Genomic DNA, 15,200 nt, shown 5'->3' on the forward strand with positions numbered 1-15,200 from the left:
GTCGGTGAAGGGGTGTCTAGAGCCACTCTCAAAGAGTCGCAACCCCCTTTTTCAAAGAAAATCACAGATTTGAGAAATTGTTCCGGAAGCGGCGTCATATCAGCGGCTTGGGATTTCGGGCAGACGGATCACCGGCACGACTGCCCCTGGGACAAGCGAGCCTCCCCGCCTGGTTCAAGGCCAGAAACCCGTCGCGACTCGCGAATCCCGCCCAAATTCGACCGGCCATCCGCGCCCGACTGGACGCTGAACGGTCCCTCAAGGTATGCCAAGGAACAGCATCGGAGAGCCCATGAAAATCGCGACGTTCAACATCAATGGCATTAAGGCCCGCATTGGCGCCCTCACGGATTGGCTCGAAGAAGCGCAACCCGACGTGGCCGTCCTGCAAGAGATCAAGTCGGTGGATGCGAACTTCCCCGCGGCCCATTTCGAGGATCTCGGCTACCAGGTCGAAACCCACGGCCAGAAGTCCTTCAATGGCGTCGCGATCCTTTCGAAGCTGCCGCTGGAAGACATCAGCCGGGGCCTTCCCGGAGATGATGCCGACGAACAGGCCCGCTATATCGAGGCCACCGTGATGGGAGACGTGCCGGTGCGCGTCTGCGGCCTCTACCTGCCCAACGGCAATCCGGCACCGGGACCCAAGTTCGACTACAAGCTGGCGTGGATGCAGCGGCTGGAAGCGCATCTCGCCACCCTCCTGCCCCGGGAAGAGCCGATGGTGATCTGCGGCGACTACAACATCATTCCGCAAGCCGAAGACGCGGCGCGCCCCGAGGCCTGGCGCGACGACGCGCTGTTCCGCCCCGAGAGCCGCGCCGCCTGGCGTCGGATCGTGAACCTCGGGCTGACCGAGGCCTTCCGTGCCTGTCATCCGCATATGCCGCCGCATCCCGGCCCGGAACATTACAGTTTCTGGGATTACCAGGCCGGAGCCTGGAACAGGAATGACGGGATCCGCATCGATCACCTGCTGCTGTCGCCGCAAGCCGCTGACCTTCTGAACGATTGCCAGATCGACAGCGCCATCCGCGGCCGCGACAAACCTTCCGATCACGTGCCGGTCTGGATCGACCTTGCGGCCTGAGCGCAATTTGGCGGGCGCTCTGTTCTACCGCGCCGCCCCGTTCTTCTTGGCCAAAATACTCACCCTGCGCCGCGCAGCGGCGCCCGGCCCAACGGGAGGCGCCCCGCAAGGGGCAACGACGGGCGGGAGCCGCCCTGCGACAGGGAGGCCACCAAGCACCTAGTCCTTGGTGACGTCGTGCCCGTGCAACCAGTCGAACCGGTTCAATGCGGCCTTGGGCGCCAGCTTGCCGCCCAGTTTCAGCGCCGCCAGCGCGCCAGACCGCAGCGGCGTGCCCAGGTGATAGGCGCGGGCGTTGGTATCGGCCCCGGCCACGATCCGGCGACAGCGGTCGATGCGCCGGGTTTCATAGGCCGCCAGCCCGGTTTCCGGTGAAGCGGCGTTTGCCAGCGCATCGGCCAGAACCCAGGCATCCTCGATGGCCATGCAGGCGCCCTGTGCCAGGAACGGCAGGGTCGCATGGGCGGCATCGCCCAGCAGGGCCAGCCGTCCCAGCGACCACACCTGCGCCACCGGCCGCTTGAACAGGCCCCACAGGTAGACCTCCTCGATATCGGCCAGCAGGGCCTGCGCCTCGGGGGCGAAATCGGAAAAGGCCGCCTGCAGGGTTTCGGGATAATCCTGCTGGGTCCAGCCCTCGCCGACCCAGTGATCCCGCTCCTTCACTGCCACCACGTTCATCGTCCGGCCATCGCGCAGGGGATAGGCCACCATGTGGCGTCCGGGGCCGAGAAAGACCTGCACCTCCGGGGCCACCGCTTCGGGCTGCGGAACCAGCACCCGCCAGGCGGTCTGGCCGGTAAACGCGGGCTCTTCCTCGCCGGCCACCACCGCGCGCGCCTTCGACCGCACGCCATCGGCCGCAATGACCAAAGGCCGGGTCAGGGTCTCGCCCGAAGCCATCTCCAGCTGCACCCCGCCATCCACCGGCAACAGGGTCTCGACCCCGGTATTCAGGCGAATTTCCACGCCGACACCGATGCAGGCCGCGTGCAGCACATCGACCAGATCGGCCCGGTGCACGAACAGCCAGGGCTGCGGCGCCTTCAGGCCGGTCAGATCCATCTCGACCACGGCCTTGCCGGTCAGCCCGTCCCGCAAGGTGACTTTCTGGCCGCGCACCGAGCGCGCGATCAGTGCATCGGCCACCCCCAGGGCGTCCAGAACCGCCATGCCGTTGGGGCTGACCTGAATGCCGGCCCCGACTTCGGTGACCTCCGCCGCCTGTTCCAGCACCTCGACCCGCGCACCGCGCATGGCCAGCGCAAGCGCTGCGGTCAGCCCGCCGATGCCAGCGCCGATGACGGTGATATCCTGTCCGATCAGCATGAGACGCCCTCCCTTGGGAAACGAAAAACACCCGGGCGAGACCCGGGTGCCTTGACAAATATCAGCTTGCGCCGAAATTCAGTCGTCGCGATGCACTTTTTCACGGCGCTCGTGACGTTCCTGCGCTTCCAGCGTCATGGTGGCGATGGGACGCGCATCCAGTCGCTTCAGCGAAATCGGCTCTCCGGTCGCTTCACAGTATCCGTATTCACCTTCGTCGATTCGGCGCAGGGCGGCGTCGATCTTCGACACCAGCTTGCGCTGACGGTCACGGGTACGCAATTCCAGCGCCCGGTCGGTCTCTTCTGACGCGCGGTCCGTCACATCCGGAAAATTCCGCGAACTGTCCTGAAGACCTTCGATGGTATCTCGGCTTTCCACCAGGATATCGTTCTTCCAGGCCGTCAGCTTGCGACGGAAATATTCCAGCTGTCGATCGTTCATGAAGGGCTCGTCCTCGGCGGGACGATAATCATCGGGCAAAAACACCTCGGCCTTCATCTCTGCTCCCCTTTTTCTCCCGGCAGGGACCTCGGGTCTCGCGGCCATACATGACCGAAATCCTTGGTAAACATGCGGGTCTGGTCCTACAGCGCCCGAATACAAGAACCCCAACAGCTTGTCACGCTGATTCCACCCTTCTTTAACGCCCGCTTGCAGCACCGGCACGCTGTGCTAGGTTCGCGCGGATACCAAGGATGGGCAGGACGAGTAGCATGAAGTTCACAGGCACGGATACCTATGTCGCCACCGACGATCTGACCGTCGCGGTCAACGCCGCCGTGACGCTGGAGCGCCCGCTGCTGGTCAAGGGCGAACCCGGCACCGGCAAGACCGAACTGGCCCGGCAGGTGGCCGAGGCGCTGGACCTGCCGATGCTGGAATGGTCGATCAAATCCACCACCAAGGCGCAGCAGGGCCTGTACGAATATGACGCCGTTTCGCGCCTGCGCGACAGCCAGCTGGGCGACGAACGCGTGCACGACGTGGCCAACTACATCCGCAAGGGCAAGCTGTGGCAGGCCTTCGAGGCGCCGGGCAAGGTGGTCCTGCTGATCGACGAGATCGACAAGGCGGACATCGAGTTTCCAAACGACCTGCTTCAGGAACTCGATAAAATGGAGTTCTTTGTCTACGAAACCGGCCAGACCGTGCGTGCCGCCCATCGGCCCATCGTCATCATCACCTCGAACAATGAAAAGGAACTGCCCGACGCCTTCCTGCGCCGCTGTTTCTTCCATTACATCCGCTTTCCGGACACCGAGACCATGAAGCGCATCGTCGAGGTGCATCACCCCGGCATCAAGCCCGCCCTGCTGACCGCCGCGCTTGAGCAGTTCTATGAGATTCGCGACACCGGCGGGCTGAAGAAGAAACCCTCCACCTCCGAGGTTCTGGACTGGCTCAAGCTGCTGCTGGCCGAGGATCTGGACCCCGCCGACCTGAAGGCCGACGCCAGCTCCGCCCTGCCCAAACTGCACGGCGCGCTGCTGAAGAACGAGCAGGACGTGCATCTGTTCGAACGGCTCGCCTTCATGGCGCGGAGCCAGCGCAGATGAGCCCGACCATCCGCCCGGTGCGGCCCGAGGATCGCACCCGGTGGCAAGCGCTCTGGACTGGCTACCTGGACTTCTATGACACCACCCTCCCCGCCGAACAGTTCGACCGGCAATTCGCGCGGCTGACCGCGCCCGCGCCCGAAATCCACGGGCTGGTGGCCGAACAGGATGGCGAGCTTCTGGGGCTGGTGCATTTCCTGTTCCACGCCCACGGCTGGAAGGCCACCGACGTCTGTTACCTGCAAGACCTCTATACTGCGCCCGCGCAGCGCGGTACCGGCATCGGCCGGGCGCTGATCGAGGCGGTTTATGCAACCGCCGACGCGCGCGGCGCGCCGGATGTCTACTGGCTGACCCAGACCTTCAACGCCCCCGCACGGCAGCTTTACGACCGGATCGGCACCGCCACGCCCTTCATGGTCTACAGGCGGTCCTGACGATGATCCGGCACGCGCGCCTGCTGGCCGCCCTCGCCGTGGCCCTGCTGCTGTCGGCCTGTGCCCAGCCGTTCGACACCCCGCCGGCCCAGCCCAGCCCCGAGATGATCGCTGCCACCCGCGCCCTGCCGCCGATGAAAACCTTCGGCGCGGCCCATCCCGAACCGCCCCGTCGCTCGAACACCGAACTGGCGCGCGATTTCATCGACTTGACCATGAAGCTGGAAAATGGCGAGAGCCTGCCGGTCTTCACTCGGTTTTCCGAACCGGTCACCATTGCCCTGACCGGCGATGTCACTCCGATCTTCCGCACCGAACTGTCGCGGCTGGTCACCCGCATCCGCCGCGAGGCCGGCGTCGACCTGCGGCAGGTCAAGGCCCCGGACACCGCCGCCATCGTGATCGAGGCCATCGCCCGCGCCGATCTGCAAAGCGAAGTGCCCGCGGCGGCCTGCTTCGTGCTGCCGCGCCATATCACCTGGGCCGAATTCAGCAGCCGCCGCCGCATCAGCGGGCTGAACTGGTCGGGGCTGACCGAACGCACCGCCGCCACGATCTTCATTCCAGCCGATGTCAGCCCGCAAGAGATCCGCGACTGCCTGCACGAGGAAACCGCCCAGGCGCTCGGCCCGGTCAACGATCTCTACCGGCTGGAAGACTCGATCTTCAATGACGACAACATGCATTCGGTGCTGACCGGCTTCGACATGCTGATCCTGAAGGCCACCTATGATCCGGCCCTGCGCAACGGCATGACAGCGGGCGAACTGGCCGCCGTGCTGCCCGGCGTCTTCAACCGCATCAACCCAGCTGGGCGCCGCTATGCCACCCGCCCCTACGAGCCATCGACCAAGTCGTGGCTGCGCGCCATCGACGGGGCGCTGACCCCCGACCGCTCCATGGGCGCGCGCCGCAATTCGGCCACCCGGGCGCTGGAACTGGCGCTCGACGCGGGCTGGGACGACACACGGCTGGGCCTGTCCTTCCTGACCAGCGGACGACTGGCCGCCGGCGGCAACGGCCCGCAGGCGCTGGAGGACTTCTTTCAGGCGGGCTATGTCTACCAGCAGCGCGACGCCACCGCGATCCATGGCGCCAACGTCGGCATCCAGATCTCGGCCTTCGCACTGGCCACCGGCGAGATGGACACCGTCCTGCGACTGGCCGACAAGCACATCCCGGCCGCCGAGCAGGCCGAGAACGCAGCCCTGCTGGCCGATTTCCTGCTGGTGAAGGCGGCAGCGCTTGACGCGCTCGGCCGGACAGGCGAAGCCAGCGCCACACGCCGCGACGGCTATGGCTGGGCGCGCTACGGGCTGCGCTCGGACGCCGACGTGTTGCGGCGGGCCGCTGAAATCGACGCATTGGTGCCGCGCGCACTGGAGGGAACATGATCATCTTGATTGCCGCATTCGCCGGCGCACTCTGGGGCAGCCACCTCGCCCGCAAGCGCAAGGGCAATCTTGCCGACATCCTGCAATACGGCGCGGGCTACGGCATCGCCTTCGCGCTGCTGGGCCTGTTCGTCACCATCCTCGTGAACCGGATCGTCTGAGGGATGTTCCTGCGCTTCTTCGAAAATCTGCGCAGCGCCAAGATCCCCGTCAGCCTGCGCGAATACCTGTCGTTCCTCGACGGCATGGCCGCCGGGCTGGTGACCTATGACGTGGACGGCTTCTATTACCTCGCCCGCACCGCCATGGTGAAGGACGAACGCCATCTCGACCGCTTCGATCTGGCCTTCGCCGAGACCTTCAAGGGGCTGGAACACGTCGATCTGTCGGAACTGGTCAGCCAGGTCGATCTGCCCGAGGAATGGCTGAAGAAACTGGCCGAAAAGACCCTGACGCCCGAGGAAAAGGCCGAAATCGAGGCCCTGGGCGGCTTCGAGAAGCTGATGGAGACCCTCAAGGAGCGTCTCAAGGAGCAGCAGGGCCGCCACCAAGGCGGCAGCAAGTGGATCGGCACCGCCGGCACTTCGCCTTTCGGCGCCTATGGCTACAATCCCGAAGGGGTGCGCATCGGCCAGCACGAAAGCCGCCACCGCCGCGCCGTCAAGGTCTGGGACAAGCGCGAGTTCCGCAATCTCGACGACACCGTCGAACTGGGCACCCGCAACATCAAGGTGGCCCTGAAACGTCTGCGCCGCTGGGCCCGCGAAGGCGCTCATGACGAGTTGGACCTCGACGGCACCATCCGCGCCACCGCCGAACACGGCTACCTCGATGTAAAAACCCGCCCCGAGCGGCGCAACGCCGTCAAGGTGCTGCTGTTTCTCGACGTGGGCGGCTCGATGGACGATCACATCGGACTGGTGGAAGAGCTGTTCTCGGCCGCCAAGGCCGAATTCAAGCATCTCGAACACTACTACTTCCACAATTGCCTGTATGAAGGCGTCTGGCGCGACAATTCCCGCCGCTGGACCGAGCAGACCCCGACCTGGGACGTGCTGCACACCTATGGCCCGGACTACAAATGCATCTTCGTCGGCGACGCCTCTATGAGCCCCTACGAGGTCATGTATCCCGGCGGCGCCAATGAACACTGGAACCAGGAAGCCGGCGAAACCTGGCTGCGCCGCGCCTGCCAGCAATGGCCCGATCATTTGTGGATCAACCCCGTGCCGGAAAAACACTGGGGCTATACCCAGTCCATCGGCCTGATCCGGCAGGTGTTCGAAAACCGCATGGTGCCGATGACGCTGGAAGGGCTGGACCGCGGGATGCGGGTGCTGGGCTAGGCCCGGCGGAAGACCCCGGCCCCGGCAAAGCGCCGGAACCGGGACGGATATGTGCGCCTAGCCCCGTTCGGACTTCAGCCCCTTGTAGATCGCCCAGCACATCAGCAGCAGGATGACCGTGAACGGCAACCCGGTCGAGATCACCATGGCCTGCAAGGCCGCCAGCCCGCCGCCGATCAGCAGCACGATGGCCACCGCGCCTTCAAAGATGCACCAGAACACCCGCTGCGGCACCGGCGCGTCGATCTTGCCGCCCGCCGTGATCGTGTCGATCACCAGCGAGCCGCTGTCCGACGAGGTGACGAAGAACACCACCACCAGGATGATGCCGATGAACGAGGTGATGCCACTCAGCGGCAACTCGCCCAGCATCTTGAACAGCTTCAACTCCAGCGGTGCCTCGCTGACGGCGGTGACGCCATCCTGCACGACCTGCTGGATCGCGGTGCCGCCAAAGACGCTCATCCACAGCACGCAGACCAGCGACGGGATCAGCAGCACGCAGATGATGAACTCGCGCACCGTGCGGCCCCGGCTGACGCGGGCAATGAACATCCCCACGAAGGGCGACCAGCTGACCCACCACGCCCAGTAGAAGGCGGTCCACCCCTGGCTGAAGTTCACATCCTCGCGGCCCAGTGGCATCGCCAGCGCCGGCAGATATTCCACGTAAGCCAGCAGGCTGTCGGCAAACCCGGTCAGGATCGCCACCGTCGGCCCCACGATCAGCACGAAGAGCAGCAGCAGAAAGGCCAGCCCCATGTTGATCTCGGACAGGATCTTCACGCCGCCATCCAGCCCGCGCACCACCGAAATCAGCGCCACGGCGGTGATTGCGGTGATCAGGATAACCTCGGTGGTCGAACTGACGGGCACCCCGAACAACTCGTTCAACCCGGCATTGGCCTGCGTCGCGCCGAACCCGAGCGAGGTCGCCAGCCCGAACAGCGTCGCAAACACCGCCAGCGTGTCGATCACATGACCCCACCAGCCCCAGACACGTTCGCCCAGCAACGGATAGAAGGCCGAGCGGATCGTCAGCGGCAGCCCCTTGTTATAGCTGAACAGCGCCAGCGCCAGCGCCACCACCGCATAGATTGCCCAGGGGTGCAGCCCCCAGTGATAGATGGTGGCGGCCATGCCCAGCCGGATCGATTCCGCCTGGTCTCCCGCAGCGCCACCCAGCGGCGCCCAGTCGGTGCGCGCGCCGTCTTCCACCGTGGTACCGCCCATCGAGGTGCCGAAATGGCTCATCGGTTCGCTGACGCCATAGAACATCAGCCCGATGCCCATGCCGGCGGCGAACAGCATCGCGAACCAGCCGATATAGCTGTAGTCCGGCGTCGCATCGGACCCGCCCAGTCGCACCTTTCCCAGCGGCGAGACGATCAGGAACAGGCAGAACAGCACGAAGATGTTGGCCGCGCCCATGAAGAACCAGTCGAAATTGCTGGTCAGCGCCGGGCGCAACCAGCCGAAGAAGCCCGCCGCCTGCTCGGGCAGGGCCAGCGCGTAGAAGACGAAGGCAATGATGCTCAGCCCGGAAATCAGGAACACCGGGTTGTGGATGTCCACGCCGAAGGGCCCGACCTGGGTTTCGAAATTGTCCTGTCCGAGGGTGTAATCGGTTTCGATGATCTCCGCGTCGCCTTCCGGCGCCGGAATACTGGTGTCGGTCGCTTCGGTCATGAGGATCTCCCTGTCAGTTCGTGTTGCCGGGCCGTGGTGATCACCGCACCACCAGCACGCTCACATGGGCGTGCCCCGCGATCTTGCCGCCATTGGTGGGCCAGACGTAATTCAGGATGCCGGGATCATGGCTGGCCATCACCACCAGATCGGCGCCGGTGTCCTTCACCGCCTGCAGCAGCGCCCCGTCCAGATCGACGGCGGGATCATGGTCGATGATCGCATGGGACTCGGTGGCGATCCCCTGCCCGGCCTGCCCGGTGGCAAAGCCCGCCAGCTTGGCCTTGTACTCGGCCGGGGTATGGGCCACCTCGGTCGGCGCCGCGGCGGTGACACCGACATAGATCACCGTGGCGTCGTAAAGCTTGGCCAGATCATGGGCGCAGGTCAGCGCCCGGGCCTGGCTGTCGAGATGCCTCAAGTCGATGGGCATCATGATGCGTTTGAACATGCCGTCTCCCTTCCTGTCCGCCCGACGGGTCCGGCCGGGCATGTCTCACCCTGCCCCACCATAGCGGAGTTCCGGTGATTGTCTCATGGATGATTGCTGACCCAGCGTAAGACAGCGCAGCCCCGGCACTGTCCCGGCAGCGCCGGGTCGGCCCGGAAATGCGACATGGCGGGGTGGGCGCGCTTTTTGCTGGCGCGTCACGGCCCGGTCTGCTTTGCCGGGGGCATGACCCTGAAAGCCCTGCATCACGTCGCCCTCATCGCCTCCGACCTCGACGCCAGCCTTGCCTTCTACGGCGATCTTCTGGGGTTCGAGGTCGTAGACCGCAATTTCCGCGCCGCGCGCACCTCGTGGAAAGTCGACCTGCGCCACCCCTCGGGCATCGGCATCGAACTGTTCACCTTTCCCGACGCGCCGCCGCGCCCCTCCCGCCCCGAGGCGCAGGGGTTGCGCCATCTCGCCTTCGCGGTTACCGACCTCGAGGCCGCGATCGCGCCGCTGAAAGCCGCCGGCATCGCGGTCGAGCCGATCCGCACCGATCCCTATACCGGGGCCCGTTTCACCTTCTTCCCCGATCCCGACGGGCTGCCGCTGGAATTCTACGAAAGCTGAGCGGCGCGCGAGCCATACACGCGCCATACGTTTTCCATACACATTCCAGCCCCTTTTTTCTTGCCGGAACCGCCCCGCGCCCCCATCTCTAGAGCATGTTGAAACTGACCCCGATCCTGCTGGCCGTGCTCTACGGTCTGGCCATGTACATGGTCTCGGCCTTCCGCACCCGGCGCGAGCTCGACGCCAAATCCACCGAACTGGTGGATCCGGGATTGTCGCGTGAATTCAACAAGCTGGCCGCCGCTCTGGACCTGCCGCGCATCAAGGTCAACCTCTACAACATCGACCCGGTGAACGGGCTGGCGGCGCCCGACGGACGGGTGTTCATCACCCGCGGCTTCTACAACAAGTACCGCGCGGGCGAGGTCACCGCCGCCGAAATGACCAGCGTCATCGCCCATGAGCTGGGCCATGTCGCCCTCGGCCACGCCCGCAAGCGACTCATTGATTTTTCAGGACAAAATGCCCTGCGTAGCGCCCTTGCAGTGGTGCTGTCGCGGTTCCTGCCAGGCATCGGCGTCTGGATCGCCAACGGCCTGGCCACCCTGCTGGCCGCGCATCTGTCGCGCGGCGACGAATTCGAAGCCGACGCCTATGCCTCCGCCCTGTTGGTCAAGGCCGGCATCGGCACCGCGCCGCAGAAATCGCTGTTCCGAAAACTCGACGGGCTGACCGGCGCCCATGGCGCCACCATGCCCGCCTGGCTGCTCAGCCACCCCAGGACCGACGCCCGGATCGCGGCCATCGAGGCGCTGGAATCCCGCTGGCAGCCCGAAGGCTAGTCCCCGGTTTTTCTTGTCAGAAATACTCATCGCGCCGCGCAGCGGCGCCCGGCCCAACCCGCCGCGCCCCGCAAGGGGCAAGGCGGGGCGGGAGCCGCCCCTCAGGCTGCGGGCCGTTGTGCGAAGGCATCATCCAGCACCGCGCGCAGGACCTCTGCCGGGACATCCTCGGTGACGAAAGCCGCACCGATGCCCCGCGCCAGGATGAATCGCAGCGTGCCGTCTACAACTTTCTTGTCCTGCCCCATCAGCGCGATCAGCGCCTCAGAACCCGGCAATTCCCCGGGAATATCAGCAAGATCGCGCTTCATGCCCATTTCCTGAAGATGCGCTCGCACCCGGCTGGGATCTTCCTGCGCACACAGACCCAGCCGCGATGACAGCTCGAAGGCCAGCGCACAGCCAATGGCCACGCCTTCGCCGTGCAACAGCCGGTCGGAAAAGCCCGTCGCCGCCTCGAGCGCATGGCAGAAGGTGTGCCCGAGATTGAGCAGCGCGCGCTCGCCCTGCTCGGTCTCGTCGGCCACCACGATCTCGGCCTTCATCTCCACCGATCGGCGCACCGCCTTGATCCGCGCGGCCTCGTCGCCCGCCCGCAGCGCCGGGCCATGTTCTTCCAGCCATTGGAAAAAATCGGCGTCGCCCAGCAGCCCGTACTTCACCACCTCGCCATAGCCGGCAAGGAAATCGCGATCCGGCAGGGTGGCCAGAACGCCACTGTCGGCCAGCACGAGACTGGGCTGGTGGAAGGCGCCGATCAGGTTCTTGCCCTGCGGCGCATTGATCCCGGTCTTGCCGCCCACCGAACTGTCGACCTGCGCCAGCAGGCTGGTCGGGATCTGCACGAAGCGGATGCCCCGGCGCAGCACCGCCGCCGCAAACCCCACCAGATCGCCGATCACACCACCACCCAGCGCGATGACCACATCGCGGCGTTCGATCTTTTCTTCCAGCAGCCATTCGACGGTGCGGGTAAACTGGGGCCAGCCCTTGGTGCTTTCGCCTGCCGGCAGCACGAGCGCGCTGCTGTCGATGCCCGCGGCCGCCAGCGCGGCCTCCAGTCCAGCCAGATGCCGCGCCGCCACATTGTCATCGGTGACGATGGCCACGCGGGGGCGTTTCAGCAATGGCGCGATGTGACGCCCGGCATCCGCCAGCAGTCCCGGCCCGATATGTACGTCATAGGCCCGGTCGCCCAGAGGGACATGAACGGTTTCAACGGCAGGCATGGTTGGTCACCTTCAGAATGTCGGGATGTTCGGTCAGCGCCCGGATCACCGCGTTGGCCATGTCATCGACGGAGTAATTGGAAAACGACGAGACATGAATTGCCGCCTTCGCGTAGACCGGCGTGCGCGCCTCGAACAGGGTTTTCAGCGTCTCATAGGGATTCTCTGTACGCAGCAGAGGCCGCGTGTCGCGATACCGCACCCGCGCCCACAGCAGGTTCAACTCGGCATTCAGCCAGACCGACACGCCCGAGGCCGCGATCAGGTCGCGGTTGCGTTCCGACATGAAGGCCCCGCCGCCGGTGGACAGGATGCAGGGCGGTCCGGCCAGCAGCCGCGCCAGCACCTGGGTTTCCTTCTCGCGGAAGAAGGCCTCGCCATAGGTCTGAAAAATCTCGGAAATCGTGGAATTTGCCGCCGCCTGGATCTCGTCATCCTGATCGATGAACGGCACTCCCAGCTTGCGCGCCACAGCCGTGCCCACGGCGGTTTTCCCCGCTCCCATCATTCCCACCAGAACGACAGTTTTTTTCAGCTCCTGCGCCAAAAGGCCGGCCCTTTCCCTCATCTGTTTATTTACGTCTCTATGACGTGATCTTGCGGCAATTCCCATATAGAATGTGATGAAAGCGGTCAAAACGCTGACAGAACAGAGGCTCAGGCATCGTGCGACTAGTCAAGATCATCTCCGTCCTTCTTCTTCTGGCTGTGCTCGGTCTGGTGGGATTCGCCTATCTGGGCGATCTCAGCCCGGCGCAGACGGAAACCCGGATCCCTGTGGATCTGAATGCGCAATAGACGCATTGCCGGGGCCCTGCTGGGCGCCTGTCTGGGCGTGGCCACCACGGTCACGGCCAGCGATGATGCGCCCTTGTCAGCCATTCCATGGCTGTCGGACACGCTGGAAGCCCCCACCGAAAGCTACGAACCGCCCGCCACTCCGCTGGACGATCCCGCCCCCATCGACGTGGCCCCGCTTGAGCCGCCGGAACTGGGCACAACCGGGCTGATCGCCCCGGCCAGCGTCGGGCTGACGACGGATCTTTGGGCGGCCTCCGACGCCGACACCGTGACCCGGCTGATGCGCGCCATGCCCGGACTGCTGCATCCTGCCCTTCAGACGCTGTTTCGCAATCTGGTTCTGGCCGAGGCGATCCCGCCCACCGGCTCGGGCGAGGCATTTCTGCTGGCCCGCGTCGATGCGTTGCTGACGCGGGGCGATCTGGTGGCGGCACAGGCCCTGCTCGAGCGCGCCGGTCCCGACACGCCCGAGTTGTTCCGCCGCTGGTTCGACATCTCGCTGCTGCTGGGAACCGAGGATCGCGGCTGCGCCACGCTGGCGGCCAAGCCCGACCTGGTGCCCAACATCGAGACCCAGGTCTTCTGCCTGGCCCGCTCGGGCCGCTGGCCCACCGCCGCGCTGACCCTGGAAACTGCCCTTGCCCTGGGCCGCATCACGCCCGAAGCGCGCGACCGCATGGCCCGGTTCCTTGATCCCGAACTGTTCGAGGGCGAGCCGTCGCCGCCCCACCCCGATCCGGTGACGCCGCTGGATTTCCGGCTGCTGGAAGCCGTGGGCGAGCCCATTCCGACCCGTGACCTGCCACTGGCCTTCGCCCAGACCGACCTGCGCCACATCATCGGCTGGAAGGCTCAGATCGAGGCCGCCGAGCGTCTGGCCCGTGCCGGTGCCCTGCCGGTGCAGGACCTGCTGGCCATCTATACCGCGCGGCGCGCCGCCGCCTCGGGCGGGGTCTGGGACCGGGTCGATCTGATCCAGCGGCTGGATGTGGCGCTGACCGCGGGCAATGCCAATGACGTCGCCAACCTGCTGCCAAGGGTCCGTGAGGCCATGCACCAGGTGACGCTGGACGCGGTTCTGGCCGCCCTCGTGCAGCCCCGGTTGGAGCGATTGCGCCTGCCCGCCAGCCTCGGCCCGCTGGTCTATGAGATGGCGCTGCTGTCCAACGGCCGCGCGCGATTGGCGGTGTCGCCGGTGCCGCCCGACACCCTGCCCTCGACCCTGCGGAATGCCGCTGCGGTTCTGGGCCAGGACGCGCCGGTGGACCCGGATGTGCCACTGGCCGCCGCCCTCGCCGCCGGGCTGAAGGCTGACACCCTACCCGCCCGCTATTCCGATCTGGTGGCACAAAACCGCACCGGCGAGGCACTGCTGCTGGCCCTGCGCGATCTGTCGGAAGGCCACGGTGGCGACCCCACCGATGCCGGTGAGGCCGTGCAATTGCTGACGGCGCTGGGGCTGGGCGACACCGCCCGCCACGCGGCGGCGCAAATCCTGCTGCTGGACCCACGGGGATGAGCGAGGCGCTCATCAGCCGGTTTCTCGAGGCGCAGGCCGCCGAACTTGGCGCGGCCCGCAACACGCTTCTGGCTTACGGGCGCGACCTGAAGGACTATCTGACGTGGTGCACGCGCCGGGGGTTGAATTTCGACACCGCACAGCGCGCCGACATCGAGGCCTATCTGGGTTTCTGCACCGATCAGGGCCTGTCCCGCGCCACCCGCGCCCGCAGGCTGGCGGCGATCCGGCAGTTGTATCGCTTCACCTTCGAGGAAGGCATGCGCGGCGACAATCCCGCGATCCAGATCAAGGGGCCGGGCAAGACCCGCGCCCTGCCCAAGACCCTGAGCGAGGCCGAAGTTTCGGCGATGCTGGATGCCGTTCCTGCGCAGGGCCGCACCGAGGCTGATCGGTTGCGCAACACAGCCCTTCTGGAAATCCTTTATGCCACCGGCCTGCGGGTCAGCGAGTTGGTGACCCTGCCGGTCTCCGCTGCCCGGGGCGATCCGCAGGTGCTTCTGGTGCGCGGCAAGGGCGACAAGGAACGGCTGGTGCCGCTGTCGCGTCCCGCCCGCGCGGCGCTGACCCGATGGCTGGAATCGCGCGACGCGACCGAAGAGGCCGCCGTCGCCGAAGGCGCCAGACCCTCGCCCTACCTGTTTCCCAGCCGCGCCGCCGCCGGCCACCTGACCCGGCAAAGCTTTTTCCTGATGCTCAAGGCGCTGGCGGTCTCGGCGGGGATCGACCCCACCAAGGTCACGCCGCACACCCTGCGCCACGCCTTCGCCACGCATCTGCTGGAACACGGCGCCGATCTGCGGGCAATCCAGACGCTGCTGGGCCACGCCGATCTGTCCACCACCGAGATCTACACCCATGTGGTGGAAACCCGCCTGCGCGAGTTGGTCCTGACCCATCACCCACTGGCGGAAAAGTAAACCGCCCGCGCCCATTGCCAGCCCGCCGCGAAGCATTAG

At 65.8% G+C, this 15,200-nt stretch carries 17 protein-coding genes; 11 read left to right on the top strand and 6 right to left on the bottom strand.

Annotated features, from left to right (window positions below; genetic code table 11):
- The first annotated feature begins 292 nt into the window (after positions 1 to 292).
- Complete coding sequence (xth, locus tag AB0T83_RS01995; protein WP_366191105.1) at positions 293 to 1,090, top strand: exodeoxyribonuclease III; 798 nt, start codon at positions 293 to 295, stop codon at positions 1,088 to 1,090.
- Between the two features lie 159 nt (positions 1,091 to 1,249).
- Here the strand turns inward: xth and AB0T83_RS02000 are convergent, their stop codons facing one another.
- Both AB0T83_RS02000 and dksA read right to left on the bottom strand, forming a co-directional pair.
- The gene (locus tag AB0T83_RS02000; RefSeq protein WP_366191107.1) at positions 1,250 to 2,419 is read right to left on the bottom strand and encodes an FAD-dependent monooxygenase; all 1,170 of its coding nucleotides are present in this window, start codon (positions 2,417 to 2,419) and stop codon (positions 1,250 to 1,252) included.
- 78 nt (positions 2,420 to 2,497) lie between these two features.
- The gene (dksA, locus tag AB0T83_RS02005; protein WP_193140740.1) at positions 2,498 to 2,920 is read right to left on the bottom strand and encodes an RNA polymerase-binding protein DksA; all 423 of its coding nucleotides are present in this window, start codon (positions 2,918 to 2,920) and stop codon (positions 2,498 to 2,500) included.
- Positions 2,921 to 3,135: 215 nt separating this feature from the next.
- Here dksA and AB0T83_RS02010 point away from each other — a divergent pair, with 215 nt between their 5' ends.
- Genes AB0T83_RS02010 through AB0T83_RS02030 form a run of 5 tightly spaced genes read left to right on the top strand, consistent with a single transcriptional unit; the run spans position 3,136 to position 7,155 of the window.
- Positions 3,136 to 3,978: an AAA family ATPase gene (locus AB0T83_RS02010; RefSeq protein ID WP_366191109.1), complete on the top strand. Its 843-nt coding sequence runs from the start codon at positions 3,136 to 3,138 to the stop codon at positions 3,976 to 3,978.
- Positions 3,975 to 4,415, top strand: coding sequence for a GNAT family N-acetyltransferase (locus AB0T83_RS02015; protein WP_366191111.1), 441 nt, complete (start codon positions 3,975 to 3,977; stop codon positions 4,413 to 4,415). Before AB0T83_RS02010 ends, AB0T83_RS02015 begins: the two co-directional genes overlap by 4 nt.
- 2 nt (positions 4,416 to 4,417) lie before the next feature.
- Positions 4,418 to 5,809 (top strand): DUF2927 domain-containing protein, encoded by a 1,392-nt coding sequence (locus tag AB0T83_RS02020; RefSeq protein ID WP_366191112.1) that lies wholly within the window; start codon positions 4,418 to 4,420, stop codon positions 5,807 to 5,809.
- A complete protein-coding gene (locus AB0T83_RS02025) occupies positions 5,806 to 5,970 on the top strand; it encodes a hypothetical protein (protein WP_366191114.1) in 165 nt (54 codons plus the stop codon). The genes AB0T83_RS02020 and AB0T83_RS02025 overlap by 4 nt, the downstream gene beginning before the upstream one ends.
- Positions 5,971 to 5,973: 3 nt before the next feature.
- Positions 5,974 to 7,155, top strand: coding sequence for a vWA domain-containing protein (locus AB0T83_RS02030; protein ID WP_366191115.1), 1,182 nt, complete (start codon positions 5,974 to 5,976; stop codon positions 7,153 to 7,155).
- A gap of 57 nt (positions 7,156 to 7,212) precedes the next feature.
- On the opposite strand, the gene AB0T83_RS02035 is transcribed toward AB0T83_RS02030, so the two are convergent.
- Complete coding sequence (locus AB0T83_RS02035; protein WP_366191117.1) at positions 7,213 to 8,844, bottom strand: BCCT family transporter; 1,632 nt, start codon at positions 8,842 to 8,844, stop codon at positions 7,213 to 7,215.
- Positions 8,845 to 8,884: 40 nt separating this feature from the next.
- Complete coding sequence (locus tag AB0T83_RS02040; protein WP_366191118.1) at positions 8,885 to 9,295, bottom strand: universal stress protein; 411 nt, start codon at positions 9,293 to 9,295, stop codon at positions 8,885 to 8,887.
- 165 nt (positions 9,296 to 9,460) lie between these two features.
- Between AB0T83_RS02040 and gloA2 the strand changes: the two genes are divergently transcribed.
- Positions 9,461 to 9,907 (top strand): SMU1112c/YaeR family gloxylase I-like metalloprotein, encoded by a 447-nt coding sequence (gene gloA2, locus AB0T83_RS02045; RefSeq protein WP_366191120.1) that lies wholly within the window; start codon positions 9,461 to 9,463, stop codon positions 9,905 to 9,907.
- 95 nt (positions 9,908 to 10,002) lie between these two features.
- Positions 10,003 to 10,692 carry a M48 family metallopeptidase gene (locus AB0T83_RS02050; protein ID WP_366191122.1) on the top strand — a complete coding sequence of 230 codons (690 nt, stop codon included), beginning with the start codon at positions 10,003 to 10,005 and terminating at the stop codon, positions 10,690 to 10,692.
- Between the two features lie 101 nt (positions 10,693 to 10,793).
- On the opposite strand, the gene aroB is transcribed toward AB0T83_RS02050, so the two are convergent.
- Both aroB and AB0T83_RS02060 read right to left on the bottom strand, forming a co-directional pair.
- The gene (gene aroB / locus AB0T83_RS02055) at positions 10,794 to 11,921 is read right to left on the bottom strand and encodes a 3-dehydroquinate synthase (protein ID WP_366191123.1); all 1,128 of its coding nucleotides are present in this window, start codon (positions 11,919 to 11,921) and stop codon (positions 10,794 to 10,796) included.
- Complete coding sequence (locus AB0T83_RS02060) at positions 11,908 to 12,489, bottom strand: shikimate kinase (RefSeq protein WP_366191124.1); 582 nt, start codon at positions 12,487 to 12,489, stop codon at positions 11,908 to 11,910. Before AB0T83_RS02060 ends, aroB begins: the two co-directional genes overlap by 14 nt.
- 98 nt (positions 12,490 to 12,587) lie before the next feature.
- On the opposite strand from AB0T83_RS02060, the gene AB0T83_RS02065 reads away from it, so the two are divergent.
- The 3 genes from AB0T83_RS02065 to AB0T83_RS02075 are packed head-to-tail and all read left to right on the top strand — an operon-like array spanning position 12,588 to position 15,161.
- The gene (locus tag AB0T83_RS02065) at positions 12,588 to 12,719 is read left to right on the top strand and encodes a hypothetical protein (protein ID WP_264299175.1); all 132 of its coding nucleotides are present in this window, start codon (positions 12,588 to 12,590) and stop codon (positions 12,717 to 12,719) included.
- Entirely contained in the window at positions 12,709 to 14,241 is a 1,533-nt protein-coding gene (locus AB0T83_RS02070; protein ID WP_366191125.1) for a hypothetical protein, read from the top strand. Before AB0T83_RS02065 ends, AB0T83_RS02070 begins: the two co-directional genes overlap by 11 nt.
- Positions 14,238 to 15,161 carry a site-specific tyrosine recombinase XerD gene (locus AB0T83_RS02075; RefSeq protein WP_366191126.1) on the top strand — a complete coding sequence of 308 codons (924 nt, stop codon included), beginning with the start codon at positions 14,238 to 14,240 and terminating at the stop codon, positions 15,159 to 15,161. Before AB0T83_RS02070 ends, AB0T83_RS02075 begins: the two co-directional genes overlap by 4 nt.
- Positions 15,162 to 15,200 lie beyond the last annotated feature (39 nt).

The sequence above is a fragment of the Meridianimarinicoccus marinus genome (genome assembly GCF_040689105.1).
Classification (GTDB): domain Bacteria; phylum Pseudomonadota; class Alphaproteobacteria; order Rhodobacterales; family Rhodobacteraceae; genus Meridianimarinicoccus; species Meridianimarinicoccus marinus.

What these genes read in the sequence shown, in the direction of transcription:
- AB0T83_RS02025 (WP_366191114.1), top strand. Translation starts at nt 5,806, where the DNA reads ATGATCATCTTGATTGCCGCATTCGCCGGCGCACTCTGGGGCAGCCAC.
- dksA (WP_193140740.1), bottom strand. Translation starts at nt 2,920, where the DNA reads ATGAAGGCCGAGGTGTTTTTGCCCGATGATTATCGTCCCGCCGAGGAC.
- AB0T83_RS02030 (WP_366191115.1), top strand. Translation starts at nt 5,974, where the DNA reads ATGTTCCTGCGCTTCTTCGAAAATCTGCGCAGCGCCAAGATCCCCGTC.
- AB0T83_RS02070 (WP_366191125.1), top strand. Translation starts at nt 12,709, where the DNA reads ATGCGCAATAGACGCATTGCCGGGGCCCTGCTGGGCGCCTGTCTGGGC.
- AB0T83_RS02020 (WP_366191112.1), top strand. Translation starts at nt 4,418, where the DNA reads ATGATCCGGCACGCGCGCCTGCTGGCCGCCCTCGCCGTGGCCCTGCTG.
- xth (WP_366191105.1), top strand. Translation starts at nt 293, where the DNA reads ATGAAAATCGCGACGTTCAACATCAATGGCATTAAGGCCCGCATTGGC.
- AB0T83_RS02015 (WP_366191111.1), top strand. Translation starts at nt 3,975, where the DNA reads ATGAGCCCGACCATCCGCCCGGTGCGGCCCGAGGATCGCACCCGGTGG.
- AB0T83_RS02075 (WP_366191126.1), top strand. Translation starts at nt 14,238, where the DNA reads ATGAGCGAGGCGCTCATCAGCCGGTTTCTCGAGGCGCAGGCCGCCGAA.
- AB0T83_RS02000 (WP_366191107.1), bottom strand. Translation starts at nt 2,419, where the DNA reads ATGCTGATCGGACAGGATATCACCGTCATCGGCGCTGGCATCGGCGGG.
- AB0T83_RS02010 (WP_366191109.1), top strand. Translation starts at nt 3,136, where the DNA reads ATGAAGTTCACAGGCACGGATACCTATGTCGCCACCGACGATCTGACC.
- AB0T83_RS02040 (WP_366191118.1), bottom strand. Translation starts at nt 9,295, where the DNA reads ATGTTCAAACGCATCATGATGCCCATCGACTTGAGGCATCTCGACAGC.
- aroB (WP_366191123.1), bottom strand. Translation starts at nt 11,921, where the DNA reads ATGCCTGCCGTTGAAACCGTTCATGTCCCTCTGGGCGACCGGGCCTAT.
- AB0T83_RS02035 (WP_366191117.1), bottom strand. Translation starts at nt 8,844, where the DNA reads ATGACCGAAGCGACCGACACCAGTATTCCGGCGCCGGAAGGCGACGCG.
- gloA2 (WP_366191120.1), top strand. Translation starts at nt 9,461, where the DNA reads ATGGCGGGGTGGGCGCGCTTTTTGCTGGCGCGTCACGGCCCGGTCTGC.
- AB0T83_RS02060 (WP_366191124.1), bottom strand. Translation starts at nt 12,489, where the DNA reads ATGAGGGAAAGGGCCGGCCTTTTGGCGCAGGAGCTGAAAAAAACTGTC.
- AB0T83_RS02050 (WP_366191122.1), top strand. Translation starts at nt 10,003, where the DNA reads ATGTTGAAACTGACCCCGATCCTGCTGGCCGTGCTCTACGGTCTGGCC.